The organism is Rhodopirellula sp. J20-39, assembly GCF_057365095.1.
The window spans coordinates 2,651,639-2,669,224 of record NZ_CP195123.1 but is presented as its reverse complement, the minus strand read 5'-3'; the positions used below and the strand labels follow the sequence as shown (position 1 = coordinate 2,669,224).

At 53.0% G+C, this 17,586-nt stretch carries 13 protein-coding genes; 8 read left to right on the top strand and 5 right to left on the bottom strand.

Annotation, left to right across the window (positions count from 1 at the left end):
* Positions 1-18: 18 nt before the first annotated feature.
* The 5 genes from ACR3ZL_RS09670 to ACR3ZL_RS09650 all read left to right on the top strand — a co-directional run bounded on the left by ACR3ZL_RS09670 (position 19) and on the right by ACR3ZL_RS09650 (position 4,715).
* Positions 19-537, top strand: coding sequence for a sigma-70 family RNA polymerase sigma factor (locus ACR3ZL_RS09670; RefSeq protein WP_486173411.1), 519 nt, complete (start codon positions 19-21; stop codon positions 535-537).
* On the top strand, positions 537-1,529 hold the full coding sequence (locus tag ACR3ZL_RS09665; protein WP_486173410.1) for an anti-sigma factor family protein: 993 nt from the start codon (positions 537-539) through the stop codon (positions 1,527-1,529). Before ACR3ZL_RS09670 ends, ACR3ZL_RS09665 begins: the two co-directional genes overlap by 1 nt.
* A gap of 4 nt (positions 1,530-1,533) precedes the next feature.
* Positions 1,534-2,268, top strand: coding sequence for a hypothetical protein (locus tag ACR3ZL_RS09660; RefSeq protein WP_473653331.1), 735 nt, complete (start codon positions 1,534-1,536; stop codon positions 2,266-2,268).
* Between the two features lie 185 nt (positions 2,269-2,453).
* The gene (locus ACR3ZL_RS09655) at positions 2,454-2,663 is read left to right on the top strand and encodes a GxxExxY protein (RefSeq protein ID WP_473653332.1); all 210 of its coding nucleotides are present in this window, start codon (positions 2,454-2,456) and stop codon (positions 2,661-2,663) included.
* A gap of 234 nt (positions 2,664-2,897) precedes the next feature.
* Positions 2,898-4,715: a YHYH protein gene (locus tag ACR3ZL_RS09650; RefSeq protein WP_473653333.1), complete on the top strand. Its 1,818-nt coding sequence runs from the start codon at positions 2,898-2,900 to the stop codon at positions 4,713-4,715.
* Positions 4,716-4,845: 130 nt separating this feature from the next.
* Here the strand turns inward: ACR3ZL_RS09650 and ACR3ZL_RS09645 are convergent, their stop codons facing one another.
* The 3 genes from ACR3ZL_RS09645 to ACR3ZL_RS09635 all read right to left on the bottom strand — a co-directional run bounded on the left by ACR3ZL_RS09645 (position 4,846) and on the right by ACR3ZL_RS09635 (position 7,380).
* Positions 4,846-5,673: a polysaccharide deacetylase family protein gene (locus ACR3ZL_RS09645; RefSeq protein ID WP_473653334.1), complete on the bottom strand. Its 828-nt coding sequence runs from the start codon at positions 5,671-5,673 to the stop codon at positions 4,846-4,848.
* A 304-nt stretch (positions 5,674-5,977) separates the two neighbouring features.
* Positions 5,978-6,688 (bottom strand): ZIP family metal transporter, encoded by a 711-nt coding sequence (locus ACR3ZL_RS09640; RefSeq protein WP_473653335.1) that lies wholly within the window; start codon positions 6,686-6,688, stop codon positions 5,978-5,980.
* Positions 6,685-7,380, bottom strand: coding sequence for an antibiotic biosynthesis monooxygenase (locus tag ACR3ZL_RS09635; protein ID WP_473653336.1), 696 nt, complete (start codon positions 7,378-7,380; stop codon positions 6,685-6,687). The genes ACR3ZL_RS09640 and ACR3ZL_RS09635 overlap by 4 nt, the downstream gene beginning before the upstream one ends.
* 439 nt (positions 7,381-7,819) lie before the next feature.
* Here ACR3ZL_RS09635 and ACR3ZL_RS09630 point away from each other — a divergent pair, with 439 nt between their 5' ends.
* The 3 genes from ACR3ZL_RS09630 (at position 7,820) to ACR3ZL_RS09620 (ending at position 12,548) form a co-directional block, all read left to right on the top strand.
* Positions 7,820-10,312: a type IA DNA topoisomerase gene (locus ACR3ZL_RS09630; RefSeq protein ID WP_473653337.1), complete on the top strand. Its 2,493-nt coding sequence runs from the start codon at positions 7,820-7,822 to the stop codon at positions 10,310-10,312.
* A 109-nt stretch (positions 10,313-10,421) separates the two neighbouring features.
* A complete protein-coding gene (locus ACR3ZL_RS09625; RefSeq protein WP_473653338.1) occupies positions 10,422-10,751 on the top strand; it encodes a DUF1801 domain-containing protein in 330 nt (109 codons plus the stop codon).
* A gap of 498 nt (positions 10,752-11,249) precedes the next feature.
* Positions 11,250-12,548, top strand: a complete 1,299-nt coding sequence (locus ACR3ZL_RS09620; RefSeq protein ID WP_473653591.1) for a Gfo/Idh/MocA family protein — start codon at positions 11,250-11,252, stop codon at positions 12,546-12,548.
* A 152-nt stretch (positions 12,549-12,700) separates the two neighbouring features.
* Here ACR3ZL_RS09620 and ACR3ZL_RS09615 read toward each other — a convergent pair whose 3' ends face one another.
* Together ACR3ZL_RS09615 and ACR3ZL_RS09610 are read right to left on the bottom strand one after the other, a co-directional pair.
* Positions 12,701-15,178, bottom strand: a complete 2,478-nt coding sequence (locus ACR3ZL_RS09615; protein WP_473653339.1) for a beta-propeller fold lactonase family protein — start codon at positions 15,176-15,178, stop codon at positions 12,701-12,703.
* A 149-nt stretch (positions 15,179-15,327) separates the two neighbouring features.
* The gene (locus tag ACR3ZL_RS09610; protein ID WP_473653340.1) at positions 15,328-17,574 is read right to left on the bottom strand and encodes a DUF1587 domain-containing protein; all 2,247 of its coding nucleotides are present in this window, start codon (positions 17,572-17,574) and stop codon (positions 15,328-15,330) included.
* Positions 17,575-17,586: the final 12 nt, after the last annotated feature.

The window sequence follows — 17,586 nt, the reverse complement described above, 5'->3', positions numbered from 1 at the left end:
ATTTTTACGGAGAGATTTGTGGACGAAACTACCCGACAAGCGACCCGGCAATGGACGCTGGCCCAGCCAGCCGTTTCGGCATTCGTTGCCTCAATGGTCAGAGACTTCGGTGACCGCGATGATGTACTGCAAAACGTGGCTGTCGCCGTTGTCGAATCGTTTCACACTTACGATTCGAGCTCGCCCTTCATACCTTGGGCGATCGGAATCGCGAAGCGACAGGTAGGACTGTATCTAAGACGCCGAGGCCGCGATCCACTCGTGTTTGATGACGATGCAGTCGCCTGCCTTGCGATTGCGTTGGACCAAGAAGCTCAAAAGAGTTCAGCGGTTTTTGATTCACTTCAGGAATGCCTAAACGTCATCAACGGACGGTCAAAAAAGTTGGTTGATCTGCGATATCACGCCGACATGAAACCTGCCGCGATTGCGTCCCGAACCGACATGTCTGCAAATTCGGTCGCGAAAGCACTGCAGCGAATCCGGGAGCAACTGAGAGATTGCATCGAGCGCAAAACCTTCGAGGCAGGTCTTTGATGAGCGTCGATTATCAATCACTGATCCATGGCTACCTGGATGATTCGATTTCCGGTGAGCAGCAAGCTCAATTGAACGAATGGATCAAGTCGGATCCTAAACACGCCCGCGAGTTTGCATCTTACATGATGCTGCATGATCGCCTTCGTATCGAGTTGACCATTTCCGATGAGGAAGAATCAAACCTCGTGCAATCCCATTCACGACCATCCGGTGGGTGGCGACGTTGGCCATTCGCCCTGGTCACAACCGCTTGTGCAGTGTTGTTGGCGACCACGTTGCTATGGCAAACCGTCGACACGCCTTCGGCATCGGCGGCCGCAATTGAATTGAATCGAATCATCGAGGCAAATGACTTACCAATGGATCGCACGTTCCTGATTTCCGTTATCGATGTCGTCATTCCCCGCAAACATCAAGATCCCAACTCGCCCGAGCGTCAACGTCCTCCCAAACCTTCACTCGACGGCGCGGTATTGGACGTTCGTGGATCGCATCAGTTTGTTCTCAAGCGGAAGACTGCCGAGGGAGAGCTCTTCGTCACCGGTTCAAACGGTGCGACAAGCTGGGCTGTCCGCCCCGATGGCCCCGTTCGCTACAGCCACGACGTGACACAATTTGCTCGTGATCTCCCCGGGCATGAGGACGGATTACCCATCAACAATCTACACGACGGTTTGGAATTATTGCGGACCGCTTATCACTTGGAGTTACTGCCTGCCGAAGACGCGAAATTGGCCGATACGCAAAAAGATGAAGCTCATCGAACGATGGTGGCCGTCAAGAAACGTGGCTTCCGAGGGGCGGCGACTGTCGAAATCGATTACGTCGAATCGAGCGGCAAAATCGCAGAGATGCGTTTCGAACGGATGCCGTACGGACCGCAACAAATCACGCTGAAAATGACCGCAACCCAAGAGCAAGAATTCGCCGCCAACCATTTCGACCATTCCACGCATCACGGCCCCAAACGGGTCGTGGAACAAGAGTAAAAGCATGAAACGTCTTCTTTGGATTGCGATGAGTATCACAACAATTTTGGCCGCATCGCACTTTGCGTTTCAACTGTGGGCTCAACCGCCAGGCAATCAACTTCAGGGCGTGAACCGAGTAGGCAAGCCCAGGATCAGTGACACCGTGATTGCCAATATGTACGCCGACAACTGGTTCACCATGTACATCAACGGCGAACATGTTGCCGTCGATTCGATCCGGTTCATGCCGCACAACGTGATTAGCGTCGACATTCTTCCCGCGTATCCAATGACAATTGCAGTGATGGCGAAAGACAATGCGGATTCCAAAACCGGCATGGAGTACGCCAACACCAGTATTGGAGACGCAGGGTTCATCTTGAAGTTCGGCGATGGCACGGTAACCAACGCGAGCTGGAAAGCAAAGTCGTTTTCTCATGGCCCAATCGACCACGATACCCAGAATCCGAAAGTCCGAAATGAACCAATTCCAGAGGACTGGTACGAGACCGACTTCGATGATGAATCCTGGGAGTTTGCCAAAGAGTATTCGCAACAACAAGTCGGCCCGAAAGAACCGTTCTTCGAGCATGATTTCAGCGGTGCCAAATTCATCTGGAGCGATGACATTGAACTCGATAACACAGTCATCTTTCGTCACTTCGTCGCAAGTCCACCCGACGGCGTATCTCGCCCCGACTTTTCGAATCTGAATAACATTGTCCCTGACTCTCCACGTCGAAAGCCAAAGCGATGAACCACGGAAACGAATTGCGAACTTCCAACCACTCTCGTGATGAACGAGGCAACGAGTCCCTTCCCACAAGTGGAGCAGTATGGTGCTGTATCAAGAAGGCTACGACTTCATGGTTGCCGCGTTCGAGGTCTATATCGAACAGGACTACGGAATGGCTGAGAAAATCTACCAACAGTGCCTCGAAATTGAGGCTGCAAATCCGAAGTATTGCCTACTTCAGCAAGGTGGAATTGGATGTTTACTACAAAGACTATCTGCTGAGCACCAAGTACCGACCAGACCTACTCGTTTTCAACGAGATCGTCGTCGAACTCAAAGCGTTAAAAGACCTTTGTCCGGAACACCATGCCCAACTTTTTAGCGACATGCGGATTTCACGCAAACACGTGGGATAGTTAGTCAATTAGGGGCGTAATGATGGTCTGCAATGGAAGCGATTTCGGTTAGACGATCTTCATCATGGGAGAGTTGGTGAACACTAGTTGTTTCTGATTGACACTAATTCACTGGCTGAATGCTTAGCGACTCGTTCTCAGTTTCAAGCTTTCGGATGATTGATTAGTGGCGATTATTGAAAATGAATGTTCATCGATCTCAAACGCAAACAGCAAGCAAAAGAGGATAAAGCTATGTCTTTAAGAATTGTTCGTCGAATCCTTCACGAGATTGCCCAATCAGTACTTGTGATGGCAATACTTTTGGCGATTCCCAGCGCCTTGTTGGCTCACGATGGTCATCATCACGGTGATCCCGCAGAAGGCGACGCATCGAGGAGCTGGAACATGGATGACGTCGGCTCGCACTTGCATGGCACGTTCGTCTCCGCTTCGGGCGAGAACGTCCAAATTCGTGGGGACGACAATCGCTTGATCACTCTTCTGATCAATCGTCTGGACGCTTCCGACCAAGAGTGGATTGCTAAGCGTCTCGATGCCATCGAAAAGCTTAATCGACAAGGACCCGTGCGGCTCGTCATACAGAATTCCGATAACCGTGTTGCACGCCAACAGCGAGAGGAAGTCGATCGCGTTCCACTGATCAAGCAACACTTTCAACCTTTCGCTAGCACGCTGAAGTTGCGATGGGATGATGACTATTTCTATGTCGGTTCCAACGGAATGCCCAGCCATCCGATGATGATCGGAATTCGTTCATGGCAACAGCAGGTCCCGATTCCTCAGAAGTACTTCGGGGATAATTCCTGGCGAATCCCGCTGAAGCCGGTTCCGGCGAAGCACCCGATGTCAACGAAGAACAACTTCCTGCGAGGGGCGATCGCACTGGCGGTCAACGGTGTTCCGATCTTCAATCCGCTGAACAATCGTGGCGATGACGCTCTGTTGTTCGGTGAACTGGACGAGTACGGCGGGCACTGCGGGCGGGCGGATGATTACCACTACCACATCGCTCCGGTTCATCTTGAAAAGACGACGGGCAAAGGCCAGCCGATTGCCTATGCGTTGGACGGGTATCCCATCTATGGGTATCAGGACAAACAATCAAAAGACTTTGCACCCCTAGACTCACTGGGAGGCCACAAGGACGAGTCCGGCCAATATCACTATCACGCGACCCAAACTTACCCGTATCTCAATGGGGGATTTTATGGAGAAGTGACCGAGCGAGGTGGTCAGGTTGACCCGCAACCGCGAGCCGAACCCATCCGTCCTGATTTGCGTCCCTTGCGTGATGCGACGATCACCGACTTCACGCAGCCTAAACCGGGGAGCTATCGCCTTGTCTACGACGTTCGCGGCCAGCAGGGCTCCGTGTCTTACGTCCTGGCGAACGACGGTTCGGCGACGTTTCAATTCGTAGACACCAACGGTCGTCGAACCTCCGAAACCTACAGTCCCCGCATCGACCGACCACGACGTGGAAACGCACCTCAGCCTCCTCCACCACCACCACCACGTGACGACAACAATCCGCCTCCACGGCGAGGCGAACCAGGTCGAATCGATCCGCCGGTCGATTTATCATCCATGTCACGGACCAGTGTTCCGGGATTTAAGGTCAGCAGCACATCGGTCGACGAGAAGCACTTCTTGTCGACCGATTGTACCTGTGACGGTGCATCGCAATCACCAGCGATCGCATGGTCCGGTGCCCCCGCTGGTACAGAAACATTTGCGGTCAGCATTTGGCACACGGCTCCCGACCAGGAAAAATCGTACTGGGTCTTGTACAACATTCCGGCCAACGTCACGTCGCTGAAACAAAACTCACAAGGCGTCGGAACTGTCGGACTGAATGATCGACGCAGCCCCCACTACGATCCGATGTGTTCCAAAGGTCCTGGTTTGAAGAAATACCACTTCACCGTGTTTGCGCTCTCGTCAAGGATCGACCTCTCGCCTCGAGAAGCAACGAGAGCGAATTTGCAAAAGGCAATGAAGTCTTGCCTACTAGGCGAATCCACGATGGATGTTCTCTACGAACGCTAACAAGAACGTTGAGGTTCAAGCAGTCAAACGAAAAACGGTCGCGACATCGCACCGGAGATTGGGCAATCGTCATTGTCCATCTTACGTTCTGCAATCAGCGACGCTGAGTGAACTCGCAAACAAACGATCTTCAGCCGGACGTTCCTGTGGATGCCTTGCTTTGTTTCGCTTTCACCCAAGCGGCGGCTTCTTGGAATGTGGCTACCCAGACGGATTTGTCATCCTTCAAGAAGCGAAGTATCTCATTGTGGTCGTCTGCGCTAATTGCAAGATGATCGCCACCAACACCATGAAACATGAATACAAGCCAACCTTGTTTCTCTCGCGCGGTCTTCACCTGACCGAGTTGGAATGCTAGATCACGTTCATCGCCTGCGATTGTCTTGACGTCAAACAGATCGATCTCGCTCTGGATAGGAAGTTCCAGTCCCGGCTTGGTCGTGCGAGCAGCAAAGAAACGTTCTTTGACCAGCGGCACATAGCTGTGCCTGTCCTCGCCGATATACGTACTTCCGCACGGGTATGCGAATGTAGCAAGCTCTCGTTTAACTCCGACCTCGATCACGTTCGCGAGATTCTCGTCGAGCTCTTTCGCCATCCGCTCATCGTCGTAGTCTTCCAGGGCATTCCCTGGCTTAACCCAATCGCATTTTCGAGCACAAGGGTGTTTGATCGTATGCCCCGCCAACTCGTGCCCTTCCGAACGAACCTGGTCCACATCGTCTTTCGACCAACGATAGGTAGCACATCCCGGCGAGAAAAACGTTCCTTTGAGCCCCGCTTCCTTCAATTGCGGCAAAGCGTGTTCGATGTGACTAGGGAGCCCATCGTCGTAAGTAAGTGAGACGCAATAGGTTTTGCCTTCCGGCCAATAACCGTCCTCGGCGACGGTCAGCGAAGGACTTGCAACCAATACAGCCAAAAGCACCAGCCAGGTCGGCTTCATCGTCGGGAACATAGGACGAACTCTTCGAGTAGACAGTGCCCGACAGAAACACGCCGACATCGATCGGCATCCGCGGCAATGAAGATTGATCACTGATCTTAGCAAGATTGAGATCGGAAAATGAAGATTGGCTTCCGCAAGACCGAATATGCAGTAAGTCGACGGGACGATGATTCTGTTGGACGCGAGCTCGGTAGGGCGGGACTCGTTGTCTCGTCCAGTACGGTGGAAACGGGGGGTGGAGGGGGACGGACTCGTAGCCTCGTCCATTACGGTCAAACCGTGGTCGACTCTCGAATCAAGATTCGCTGAATCGCTAACCTTCCATTAATTTGCCGAGTAGACCGAGCAAGAATCCGAGCACGGCACCGAGTGGCGGGAAGCTGCTGTTCTTCAATTGAGCTTGTGGCGCGATGTCCTCGAAGACGAGGTACAAAATTCCCGAGGCCGCAAAGACTTGCATCCAGCCAAGAATGCGGGGTTGGTCCCAAAGCATCCAAAAACCGAACGCGCCTAACAACGGACCGAGCAAGGCTGCGGCGACAAACGCGGCGAGGATCTTGGACTTGGACATCCCGCCTTCCAACAATTCACGATAGGAGTTGAAACCTTCGGGCAGGTTTTGCAGTGCGATGATCGCCGCCAGCAACATCACTCCGGATTCGCCCGTCGCAATCGTTGCCCCCAACGCGATCACTTCCGGAATAAAGTCCGAAAGCATGGCAACAAGCTGCGAAGCGGACGACTTGGAACGCGAAAGCAGGACTTGCAGCCCCCAGAACGCTAGTCCGCCAGCGGTAAAAGCTGTTGCCGATTCCCATGTCGTGATGGTCGCAGTGCCGTCTGGGATCAGCACCAATGCCACCGCAGAGATCAGGGCTCCGCCACCAAAGGCGATCACCGTATGCCGGAATTCCTGTCGCAGCCACCGGGATCCAATGTGCTCGATCGACGCAAGGAGTCCACCGAGCGGGATCGCGATTCCGGCCAAACCGGTATAGAAGAGAAGTTCAATGATCGAATTCATGACGCCCGTTTTACCTTCGGATACAACCAACCACGAAAGAGCCAAGTCAGAGAAGGCAACACCACCCACGTCATCGACGCGACGCTGATCGCAGCAAGGATCGCGCTGGCAGCGAGCGGCGGTAACGACGCGAACATCGGCTTGAGTGTGGCAATCAAGGGAAGGACCGTCAAGTAAACAGCGATCCAAACAACGATCGCCATTTTGTACTTCGGTGGAGTGGGGTCCGAACCGATTGCATTGGCAGGAGTGAACCAGGTTTCATACCCCGTAAGGTGCTGAATTTCCGCCGGTTGCATTTGGAAAGGTTCCAAGCGGGAAACCTTCTCTTTGCGTTGATCCGACTGATACCAACGCTGCATGTTTTCCGTGGTATCAAACCGAGTGATCACGCGGTAATGCGGCTGCTCTGTTGATTCAGGCTTGAGCACCATCGAACCTTGGTGCCCGGGGAAAGACATCGAAGTTCGAATCAAATCGCCAATCGCCTGCTCCCACTGACGTTCCTTTCCAGGTGCCGGAAACGCAGTCGCAAAGATGGTCGCGCGAGATGCTTCGTCGGGATCAATCGTGGTATTCAAACGAATGTTCGTCTTTCGTAAATCAGACTCGGTCCAAGACGTTCGAGGACCCGCTTCCAAAGATTCCGCAAAATGGTTTACACAAGGCAAGTCCTGCGGCGAGTGACTCATCGCCATTTGTCGTTAGGCATTTGAGTTGGCATTAGAGACAGTGAACTAAAACGAAGACAACCGTCTTTCAGACTTTGATACTCAGGCCCCGCCAATTTACGTCATGAACTAAATGCATCAGCAAAAATCAAGCTCCGATCGCGGCTAGCAAACCGAACACGTTACCTCGTCCAAAACAGTTGACTCTCGAATCGAGATGATTCGAAGCCGCCATCGGTGGTAACAAAACCGATTGAACATCTGTAAACAGTCCCCTCTCACAATAGCATTAGGCTTAAGTTGGTCGACGGAAAGGTCAATGCGAAGATGACGATCCATTAAGATCGGTGTGAGAGATTCTTGGCCCGATTGGGTTTCCTTGGGTGTCACCGGGAATACAAAATGCTTTAACCTGACATTGCGAGCGTCGCGGAGTCTGAGATTCAAAGGTGTGGGAACCATGGTGAAAGTCATTCTTGCTGAAAAACCGTCGGTAGCGCGTGACCTGGCGTCGTTCCTAAAATGCTCTCAGCGACACGATGGATATCTCGAAGGCGCTGGCTACCAGGTTACGTGGGCGTTTGGGCATTTGGTCGAACTGAGCGAACCCGGTGACTACGATCCCTCGCTGAAACGCTGGACTCTTGAATCGCTGCCGTTCATTCCTGAACAATTTGAATTGCGATTGCGAGGCGATGATGGAGCCCAGAAACAATTCGCGACCATCAAACGTTTGTTCCGCGGGGCGGACTCTTTGGTCTGTGCGACTGATGCGGGACGTGAAGGAGAGCTCATTTTTCGCTACATCCTTTCACTCTCAGGCTGCTCGTCCAAGCCAGCGGAACGTTTGTGGCTCAGTTCGCTAACGCCGTCCGCGATCGGCGCTGCGTTTCGATCCATTCGTCCCTTAACGGACTACGACAATCTTTATGCGGCAGCTCGATGTCGCAGCCAAGCCGACTGGGTCGTCGGACTTAACGCTACTCGCAACTACACGGTCCGCTATCGATCCGGTAGCGGTGGTGGTGGCAAAGGCGGCGCAGCAGGATTGTTATGGAGCTTAGGCCGAGTGCAAACGCCGGTTCTGGCCATGATTGTGACCCGCGATGATGAAATCCGGACGTTCCTTTCCGAACCGTTCTGGGAATTGATGACGCTTTATCGAGATGTGCAGTTTCGGTTTGTTGGGGACCGTTTCAGTCAGCAGGCTGATGCTGAAAAACAGCTTCAACTGGCGGCCTCTCATCCGCTGAAGATCCAGAAGACTGACCGGCGTGCCGAACGATCACAGCCGCCGCAGTTGTACGACTTGACCGAACTGCAACGGGACATGAACCGTCGCTATGGGATCTCGGCCGCGGATACTTTGGCCGCCGCGCAATCGCTGTACGAAGCGAAGCTCATCACCTACCCGCGCACCGACTCACGCTATCTAACCAAGGACATCCGTAAAGAAGTGCCGAAGGTGCTTGCGAAGTTGCAATCTTCGAAACCCACCGAAATTGGCAAACTAGATTTGCAAGCTTTGCCGTTCACCAGTCGAATCGTGAACGACAAAAAGGTGACTGATCACCACGCGATCATCCCTACCGGTGCAACCAGTGGATCGCTCTCGGATCGGCAGGCGAAAGTTTACGACGCGATCGTGGTGCAGTTCATTGCCGCCTTTTATCCGGAGTGCGAAAAGGAGGTCACACAGGTGCATGCGATCGCAGGCGACATCAAGTTTCGTGCTCGCGGTGTACGAGTCGTTGTGCCGGGGTGGACGGAACTGTTTCCCAAGAAGGCGAAACCCCGAAAACAAGACAACAATGACGATCAGCCTCAAAACCTGCCCGAATTTCAACATGGAGAGTCTGGTCCTCACGCTCCCTTCGTAAAAGAAGGCCAGACTTCACCGCCAAAACACTTCACCGAAAACACGCTTCTGGCGGCGATGGATACAGCGGGAAAGTTTGTCGACGAAGCGGAATTGCGTGAAGCGTTGAAAGAGAAAGGCTTGGGTACACCGGCAACGCGGGCCGCCACGATCGAAACGTTGTTGCATCGCAAATACATCACTCGCGATCGAAAGAACATTCTGGCGACGGACCTGGGACGTTATCTCGTCGCGATCGTCAAAGACCGCCATCTCACGTCGCCTGAACTTACCGGCGAATGGGAAGCCAAGCTCAAACAAATCGAAGCCGGTAAATTGTCGGCGGATACATTCATGAGCGAAATTGCGGACTACACGCACGAAATCATCCACGGCAGTGAAACCTCCAAGATCGATCCAACCGTGTATGGTGCTTGTCCCCGTTGTGGCGAGCGAGTGATCCACGGCAAAACGGCATTTGGCTGTTCCGCTTGGCGAACCGGTTGTCAGTTTGTGTTACCGCAAAGCTATCGCGGCGTGAACTTGACTGTGGATCAAATCCGCGAACTGCTGCAACTTCAGGTGACCCGCCGCCCCATGACGGTGGACGACGGCGATCCATTCCTGCTGGCGATTTGCAGCACCGGGACCAACGCGGGTGCCCTTATGGAAGTCCCGGTCCCTTTGGGCAATGAACAAGACCTAAAAGACAAACGTGCATCAGGCAAAACCAAACGCGCCCCTAGCAAAAAGTCTCGCACTCAAAGGCCGGTTAGCGATCGCACGTCGAGTGCCACCCAAACGGCTAAGCCGGGCTCGGACGGCGACTCGGCACCAGCGAAGATCGGCGATTGCCCATTGTGTGGTAGTCCCGTCATTGCCCAGAGCAAATCTTACGGTTGCTCTCGCTGGCGAGAAGGTTGCAAACTGACGATTTGGAAAATCATCGCGGGTAGAAAAATCTCGGTCACCAACGCTAAGAAGCTGCTTCAAAAAGGTGAGACTCCGGTGATCAAAGGCTTCCGATCCAAAGCTGGTAAGTTGTTCGAAGCCAAACTACAACTAACCGACGGAAAAGTTGGTTTCAAATTCTGACTCGACGGCTTCGACTTAACGCAAACGCTCGATTCCGTTCTTGGTTGCAGCCTGCAAATCATCAAACGCTTAATACCGCAGCACAAACATCAATCAATAAGAACGCTCGATGACTGAAGCCGAAAAGACAGACTTAGTTGCACTCCTTGATTCAATGGTGATGTCTTCAGTCCCTCGATCGACCAAGGTTTCTAAATATGGTGGAACGCTCTACACACTGAAGCCCGACCAAAAAGAAGGTCAGTTTTGTGGAGTGTTTCCCTACAAGGCTCACGTGCAGATCTCCTTTTCTCAGGGAACGTTACTGGATGATCCGGATGGTTTGCTGGAAGGTAGCGGAAAGCTTCGTCGCCACCTGACCTATCGAAGCGTCAATGATGTGGATGCCAAGGTCATCAAGCGGTTCACAATAGCGGCAGCCAAGTTGGGCAAAGATTGATCACCAAACGCACAGATAAGCCAGAAGTTCAATACGAGTGATCTGGGGGATCCGTGGTTCGGCATTTCGGAATTGCTCAATCACTTCGTAATGCGGGCGTCGCCTCGTGCTTCGGTCGCCAGCCACACGCGTGCAACGAGGGGATCCAAGCAACCCCAAACGCTGCGTTGGCCGATCCGGCCCCAAACCGTTCCTGGTCGATCGATCCTGCAAAAATGATTGAAATAGCGAGCTTTCCCGGGATTGCAGTCTGGGACACGCATCATCGGAACAGCCGGAATTCCTTAGCCAGACCTCCCGAACTAACACAACGGGTGCCGAAGGGTTAAAGTATACTTTTGACGCGTGGCGCTGAAGCCATGCCACACCTATGTTGCAAGTTGAATTTCGCTCTCAACCACTTAACCAATCCACCAAGAGTTTTTTAGCATGCCCGCTCCTTTGAAACCTTCTCGTCGTCAATTCCTGGGAAGCGTCGCTGCCGGTTCCGCTGGCATCATGATGTCCACTTCCGGTCGCGCCTTCGGAGCTTCTTCACCCAACGATCGTCCCGTCTTCGCCACCATCGGTTTGCGTAACCAAGGCTGGACCATCACCAACAAATCAACCCAGTTCGCCGACTTCGCTGCCTTCGCGGACGTCGACGCAAATGTGCTTGGCGAGAACCTCGAAAAGCTTGAAAAGAAAACCAGCAAGAAAGCTGACGGCTACAAAGATTACCGTGAGGTCTTGGATCGCGACGACATCGACGCGGTCATGATCGGAGCGCCGGATCATTGGCACACCAAGATCTCGGTCGAAGCGATGTTGGCCGGCAAAGACGTCTACTGCGAAAAGCCACTGACGCTAACAATCGATGAAGGCAAACTGATCGAAAAGATTGTTAAGCAAACGGGACGTGTCTTCCAAGTTGGCACGATGCAGCGGACCGAATGCAGCCAACGGTTCCTGAAGGCGATCGCGATCATTCGAGACGGACGCATCGGTGACATTCGCAAGGTTACCTGTGGAATCAACGGAGCCTCAAGTTCGCCAAAGATTCCTGCGATCGATGTCCCCGAGGGTCTCGATTGGGACATGTGGCTTGGCCCGGCTCCCAAGGTTCCTTACCGTGCGTTACCACAAATGCGAAAAGGTTACGGCGGCGGCGTGCCGCTTTACACCAACTGCCATTACGCCTGGCGTAACTGGTACGAGTACTCCGGCGGTCAGATGAACGATTGGGGTGCCCACCACGTTGACATTGCCACTTGGGCATTGGGTGCAAGCGATTCCGGCCCCAACAAGATCACGCCGGCCAGTTTCTCGTTGCCAGTCGAATACAAAGACGGATACCCGACCGTCGACGACCAATACAATTCGCCAACCAAGTTTGAGATCCACGCCAACATGCCAGGCGATATCCCGATGGTGATCACCAGCGAGGGAGACAACGGAATCTTGTTCGAGGGAACCAAAGGTCGCTTCTTCGTCAACCGCGGCAAGTTAACCGGTAAGCCCGTCGAAGACCTTGAAAGCAATCCGTTGCCTGAAGGTGCCGTCGAAGAAGTCTACGGTGGCCCGGTTAGTCCGAATCATACGGCTAACTTCATCGACGCGATGGAATCTCGAGAGCAACCGATCTCCGACGTTTGGTCACACAACCGAATGCTCGAAATTTGTCACCTGGCGAATATCTCAATTCGTTTGGGTCGCGAACTGAACTGGGACCCGAACGCTCGTCAGATCGTTGGCGACGAAGAAGCCAACTCGTTCCTGGGCCGCGAAAGCCGCAAGGGTTACGAGATCAATATGTAATCATTGCTCGATCAAAGAGCGGGTTAACTATTGCGTTCCAGCGTTCTTCGTTATTCGGTACAAAGTCGACCGAAGAGCGAATCGCTGGACGCCATGTTTGGAAGATCAGACCGACCGCCACCGAGCCGAAGCCCAGATGGACGTCGCGGTGGCTATTTCGAAAACGGCAGCTCATAGCGATAGAGTTCGTTACCCTCATCGCTGTAGATGCGGGTCGTCAACGAACTTCCCGCTTCAATCTCAATGAAGCCACCACTCGGTTCCGGGGAAGTGAAAAGCTGTCGAACCTTCCCATCGGGGTCCGATCCAAACTCCGCACCCGGCGGCACCCCCATGCGTGAGTTCTCGTCGTTCAAGGCACCGCAAGCGAACTCGTGAATCCCGGATGGATGGATGCTGTGATATTGCCAATGGCGATCGCCACAAACTAACATCAGGTTCTCAATTTCCTGATCCTCTACCCACCCAAAGAATTCATCGGCCTCGTGTCGAAAGCCTTCTAGGTTGGCGTGGTTGTCGCTCTTGTAACCGTCATCTGGCCCCACCATCGGCGTCGGACTGATCAACACTTTCCATTTTGCATCACTAGCCGCAAGGGTTGTCTTAATCCATTCGCGTTGCGTGGTGCCCCACATGGATTTGCTTGGCCCGTCCGGGGATTTGTTGGGCGAACGATAATCGCGGCCTTCGGTCAACCAAATTTGCAAGTCGCGGCTTACCCGAATTGTGCGATACGATTTTGGAGTAGGTTCGTCCGCACCGGCAATCGGCAGTTGTTCATGAAAAAGACTGATCCCGGTTCGCGGCAGAGGTAAGCGATTCGTCGCATTGTCCGAATCGTTATAACGAAAGTCATGATCATCCTTGGACCAATACGCCGGCACATCGCGAAAGAAATCGATCATCCGTGGAAACCGAAATTGCTCGTGCCAACACTTACGCAGTTCCTCCGTGGTTTTGGCAACACGGAAAGGATTGTCGTAATAAACGATGTCCCCCGTTCCAACAAAGAAGTCGGGCTGATGGGACCGCATCACTTCGAAAGCAGGAAACCCAAGTCGCTTGTCTTCGTCCGTGGCGGTGAGCGGACCGTGTGCATTACCATCGCGACCGTGCATGAACTTGATGTAGTTCATGCAGCTTCCCACGATGAACTTTACGTCGCGAGAGTCACTTGAACCAAGCAGCGTTCGAAAAGAACATGTGGCTCCAGCGCTCGTCTCACTTTCGTTCAATCCGTAGATCGCGCGGAAGTAGTATCTTGTATCGGTTTGAAGCTGAGTCAGGCGTTTCCGAACGATGAAATCCCGATCGGCGACTGCCTGCTGGAACGGCGTTCGCCGGGAGTTCGAAAAATCGTCCTGCATCGACCATTCAAAACTCACCACACCTTCGCGTCCCGGAAGATCTCCTGACGAATCCAAATCCATTCCTTGAGTTAGCCGTGTTTGCAAAAAGATCGATGAATCGGTTGCTTCGCCTGACATCGTCCCTTGGCCAAGCGATAAGGTGCAATCACGCGGACTGGATGCTTCAATCGATTCCGCAGTCGAACCGGTTTTCATCGCGGGCGGGAATGCAATCCACCAGGGGCCTTTGCCCACGTGACGGCTATCGATCTGAGTCAGTCGCCCGTCGGTTCCGACCTTGTAGCTGAGCATCTCGCCAGTGCGTTGGCATGCGGCAACCAAGAACTTCGCGTCGGTCGACAGACTGAAGGATCGAACAAACTCGGCGCTCGGTACATGTTGAAGAAGTTTTAGGCTTCCCGATTCGGTATCAATCGAAAACACCGCGATGGTTCCATTGCCGCGATTGGAGATATACGCAAACCGGCCAGAGGGATGAAGTTGAATCGCCGAAGTTGATCCTTTTTCGGGATGATCGGCTGAAAAGCTTGGCAATGTTTCGAGATGGCTGAGTCGTCCGGCTTGGGCGTCATAGCCATACTTGGAAATGCTACATCCCGCTTCGTTGCTCCCATACGCGTATATTCCATCGGAATCAAATACGAGATGCCGAGGCCCGGTATTAGGCTCTCGCTGGATTACCGGCGTGTCGTTGGGACTCAACAATCCGGTCGAACCATCCATGCGAAATTGAAAAATCGCATCCGGCGAGGTATGCGGTACAAACACGCTTTGTCCATCAGGGGCGAACGTGACACCGTGAGCATGCGGTGCAGTCGTGATCGTCTGGACGGGCTCATTCGACAATCGTCCCTCACCCAAGATTCGATGAACCGTCACCTGTCCGGTTGCGAAGTACGCCGCTACTAAAAACTGACCATTCGGCGAAACACTCAAGAACGTAGGTTTGCCGGGCGCATCGACTCTTTGCAGCAGCACCAATCCATCGGGCTGAAAACGGAAGACCGCAATTTGATCTGGTTTTGCTGTGGAAACGTAAAGATGCTGGCCCGTGTGATCAAATCGTGAAGCCCCAGCTAGACAATCGATTGCTGTTTGATTGTGCAGCGAGAACTTCCCTTGATCGTCGATTGAATAAACATCCAGTCGCTTCCCGCCTGACAAGGAAACAACAAAACGCTGGTCTTCGGCATGAATCGAACCCGCTGCCCAAATGACCATCAAGAAAGCGATTAAGAATGGTCGTGGTGGAATAGTCATTCGTTTCCTGGGTATCCTGTTTCTTCACAACTAATGCAAAAAGTCATAACCGCTTGTTGCGTCATGCAGTCCCGCCACGATCGAGGAATAAAGATTGCAACGGGCACAAACCAACTGCGATCTTGAATAATCGCGGCGGAGTTAGAAAGCTAAGCTTCGAACAACTCATTGATGACACCAGTGGCATCACCAAACGATTGAGCTTGAACGCCACTGCCACGCAGCGTCGACAGCCACAGATTACAAAGAGGGGTCTTTTCGTTTTCCATCACCAGATGGCGTCCCTGCTTGAAACCGGCTCCCCCGCCCGTGATCAATGTAGGGCAGTTATCCAAGCTATGCTTGCTTCGCAGGTTACTACCATACGTCAATGCAACATTATCCAAAAGCGAAGAACCGTCCGGCTCGGTAGTGGCCTTCAGTTTATCGAGCAGGTGAGCAACCAGTTTCGCGTGAGCTTGATCACGACGAATCGAATCGTCGGTGCGTTCGGTGCGTTCGGTGCCAGCGTAGTGGCTCAGGTTATGAGCCGAATAGCTCGCCCCGATGCTCGCACAGAAACTGTCCGATGGTAACCGATACGTGAAGACGCGTGATGCGTCGACCTGCATCGCAGCGACCATTAGGTCATAGACGGCCTCGACGGCGGGTGCACCTTCCAGTCCCAAATTAGGCTCATCGACTGGCTCTGCGGTTGTCTTCTTAGGCACATTGAGCCAGCTTTCTTCCTTCGCAGCCTGCGTCAGCGTTTGATCAGGGGGCGAACTCCAAAGAAAATACGCCAGACGAATAGCCAGTTCACGCTGGGTTAATTCACCCGAACCAACACCGCCAGCCTCAGAACCCTGCTCACTGTTTCGCTCACCAAATTCGCTGGCGTTGGAATCGGCGACGGCTGCGATTGGCTCACTGAGATAAAGGAAACTCGGCGAGGATAGAACCAACGCAAGTGTTTCAATCATGGCCTCTTTTGAGTCACCATTCGAATCGCAAAGCCGTTCGTAATAGGCGACCAAACTGTCCACGTACTCGGAAGCTGGAGTTTTGTTTCGAAAGGCTACAGTTGCGAATCGTTGGATGACGTGACGTGCGTATTCCTCATTGGACTGTTCAGCATCCCTCTTGAGTAAACGCGGCAAGTATTCCAGCCGCTCGTCAAAATAGGGTCCTTCGACCTCCACATCATCGACCCATACGGCTGGAGGACGACCAACTCCATTCTTTGCCTTCCACTGCATGTCAAGTTTGTAAGGCCAAGGCTCTTCGTAGTTGCGTTGCTTCACGCTGAACACGCCTTTGACAGCTACCGGATTATCTAATACCAGCTCAATCAACTGGGGTTGTTCAATCGTACCGGTCACATTGGCCAAGCCTTTCAGGCTGGTGAAAATCTGCTTCCCGGCTGCGAAATGCACCTGGATGTATCGCTCGTGTTCCGGGACTGTGTCGTAACTGGCCGCCCGAATTCGCAACTTGTATTTACCGCCGGGATACCAAGACTTAATGGTCACACGGGGCATACGTTTCACTGGCCCGTTGTGTCGTCCCGGCAACAGGATGGTTCCGGTTTGGCTTTCGGGACGATCAAAGAAATAGTCGTGATAGACAGCAAAGCTGTACTCGTTGTTCGCGAAGATATTCTTTGCTTGTTCGGGGGTCGTGAATCCGAACTCGGTTGCCATTTTTTCCTTCTGGGCTAAGTACGCCTTGGCTCTTTCGAAACTATCTTGTTTTTCTTCCGCCTTCTCGCGGTACGCCATGGGAATGGTTTCCCCTTCAAAGCGAACCGTTTTGGGTTCCGGTCTTGGCGTGGAACTTAACGCGTACTGCAGAGCGGCGGTCGCGGTCGCACGGTATTGTTCAAACTGGTCGCTGGAAAAGAACAGTGATCCGCCGGAAGTGTCAAACCCGCCCGATTCATCATCCTCGGGCAAAGTCGATACATCGGGTCGAAATCCAAACAGCGTTTCCAACGTGTTTTGATACTCTCGGCGATTCAGTCGCCGCACCGTTATCTCGCCACCACCGTCACTTAGCACATTGCGAGCGACCACCATTTGTTGAGCAAGATCTTCCAGGAACGCTGCTTTCTCTTCATCGGAAATTTGTGTCTCGCCTTCGGGCGGCATCTTTTTGGAATTCAAAGCCGCCAGGATGTTGTCCCAATGTTCCGCCGTCAGGTTGTCTTGGCTGATCTCGAAGGAAAGCGTTTCCAGATCCAACTTGCCTTCTTGAGATCCAGAATCATGACATTCGAAGCAATACTTTTTAAATAGAGCAATGTGCCGCTTCGGCATGATCGCCTTGGAATCGGATTGCGATGATTGCGCCGACGCCAAGCTTCCGCAAAAACCGGCAGCAAAAAGAGCAAGCAGGAACAGGTTTGATAACTTCATTGGATTCGAAAA